General features: G+C 71.4%; 1 protein-coding gene. It reads left to right on the top strand.

Going from position 1 to position 2,373, the window contains the following annotated elements; translation table 11 throughout:
- Positions 1-22: 22 nt before the first annotated feature.
- Positions 23-2,373, top strand: a 2,351-nt coding sequence (locus IH50_RS0136650; protein ID WP_234328335.1) for a condensation domain-containing protein, incomplete at its 3' end; no start/stop codon positions are given.

Raw genomic sequence — 2,373 nt, 5'->3', positions numbered from 1 at the left:
TCCGACCGAGACCACGATCGGTGTGGTCACGACGCGTCTGACGGCCGAGCGGGTGGCCGACGGTGTGGTGCCGGTCGGTACGCCGGCGGCCAACACGCGTGCCTACGTGCTCGACGCCGCGCTGCGACCCGTCGGACCGGGAGTCGTGGGCGAGCTGTACGTCGCGGGCGCCCAGCTCGCACGCGGCTACGTGCGTCGCCCCGACCTCACCTCGGAACGGTTCGTCGCCTGCCCGTACGGCGACGCCGGGGCGCGCATGTACCGCACGGGCGACCGCGCACGGTGGACGTCCGACGGCCGGCTGGTGTTCCTGGGCCGCGCCGACGACCAGGTGAAGATCCGCGGCTTCCGGGTCGAGCCGGGCGAGATCCAGACCGTGTTGACCGCGCATCCGCAGGTCGCTCAGGCGGCGGTGATCGCCCGTGAGGACACCCCCGGTGACTCGCGTCTGGTCGCCTACCTCGTCCCCGCGGACGAGGACGCGGACATGGCCGAACTGACCGCCGCGGTCAAGGAGTTCACCGCGCAGCGGCTCCCGGGACACATGGTTCCGTCGGCCGTGGTCACCCTCGACGCGCTGCCGTTGACGAGCAACGGCAAGCTCGACCGCAAGGCGCTGCCCGCACCGGCCGGCGCCACCACGGCAGGCACGGGCCGCGCGCCGGCCAACGCCCGCGAGGAGATCCTGTGCGCCGCGTTCGCCGAAGTCATCGGACTCGACCAGGTCGGTGTCGATGACGACTTCTTCGATCTCGGCGGCCACTCCCTGCTCGCCGTGCGCCTCGTCAGCCGCATCAGGGTGGCGCTCGGCGTCGAACTCGAGGTCCGCGCCCTGTTCGACACCCCGACGGTGGCCGGACTCGCCGCCCACATCGACGAGGCCGTGCAGGCCAGGACTGCCCTGACGGCGCGGGAGCGCCCGGAGCGAGTGCCGCTGTCCTACGCTCAGCGCCGTCTTTGGTTCATCAGCGAGTTGGAGGGCCCGAGCCCGACCTACAACATCCCCGTCGCCGTGCGCATGACCGGCGCCGTGGACACCGCCGCTCTGAACGCCGCGCTGCGAGACGTGATCGGCCGCCACGAGGTGCTCCGCACGGTCATCGCGACGGTGGACGGTGAGCCCTACCAGCGCATCCTCGACGTCGAGGACCTGGAGTGGGACCTGTACGTGACCGAGGTGCCGAAGACCGGTCTGGCCACCGCGATCGGCGACGCCGCACGGTATGCCTTCGACCTCTCCACTGAAGTGCCGATCCGCGCATGGCTGTTCTCGGACGGCCCGGAGGACCACGTGCTGGTCGTGACCATCCACCACATCGCCGGTGACGGCTGGTCGACCCGGCCGCTGGCACGGGACGTGTCGGTGGCGTACGAGGCGCGATGCGCGGGGCACGCCCCGGCGTGGGAGCCGCTGCCGGTGCAGTACGCGGACTACGCGCTGTGGCAGCGCGAACTCCTCGGCGACGAGGAAGACCTCGACAGTCCCATGGCCCGGCAGATCGCCTACTGGAGGGAAGCCCTGGCAGGCGCTCCGGAGGAGCTGGAGCTGCCCTACGATCACCCCCGCCCCGCGGTCGCCGGCTACCAGGGGCACTCCGTGCCGCTGGAGATCCCGGCCGAGGTCCACGCACGTCTCGTGGAGGTGGCCCGCGCCGAAGGCGTGACTGTGGCGATGGCACTCCAGGCCGCGCTGGCCGTGCTCCTGTCCGACCTGGGCGCGGGCACCGACATCCCCATCGGTTCGCTGAACGCCGGCCGTACCGATGAAGCTCTCGACGACCTGGTCGGGTTCTTCGTCAACACGTTGGTGCTGCGTACGGACCTGTCCGGAAACCCGACGTTCCGCGGGCTCCTGTCACGGGTGCGCGAAGCGGGTCTGTCCGCATTCGCCCACCAGGACGTGCCGTTCGAACGCCTGGTTGAGGACCTGGCTCCGACGCGTTCTCTGGCCAGGCACCCGCTGTTCCAGGTCGTGCTCGCCGTGCAGAACAACGCCGAGGCGGTGCTGGACCTGCCGGGCCTGCGCACCGGCGGAACCCCGGCGGCGCAGAGCGCCGGCACTGCGGTGGCCAAGTTCGACCTGGACGTGAGCGTCGGCGAGACCTTCGACGCCCACGGGGAACCGGCGGGGCTCCGCGGCATGCTGATCGTGGCAGCGGACCTCTTCGAGCCCGCTACCGCCGCACGGTTCGCCGGGTACTTCGCCCGTGTCCTGGAAGCCGCCACCGCCGAACCGGACCGGCCGCTGAGCGCTGTCGGGGTGCTGGACGAGAGTGAGCGGCGCCGGGTTCTGGTGGAGTGGAACGACACGGCGGTTGAGATGCCGCAGGTCACTGTGCCGGAGTTGTTCGAGGCGCAGGTGGCGCGGACGCC

Source organism: Streptomyces sp. NRRL S-37, assembly GCF_000721605.1.
In the GTDB taxonomy this organism is placed as follows: Bacteria; Actinomycetota; Actinomycetes; order Streptomycetales; family Streptomycetaceae; genus Streptomyces.
The sequence above is the reverse complement of the archived record's forward strand: the minus strand, read 5'-3'. Positions and strand labels throughout refer to the sequence as shown.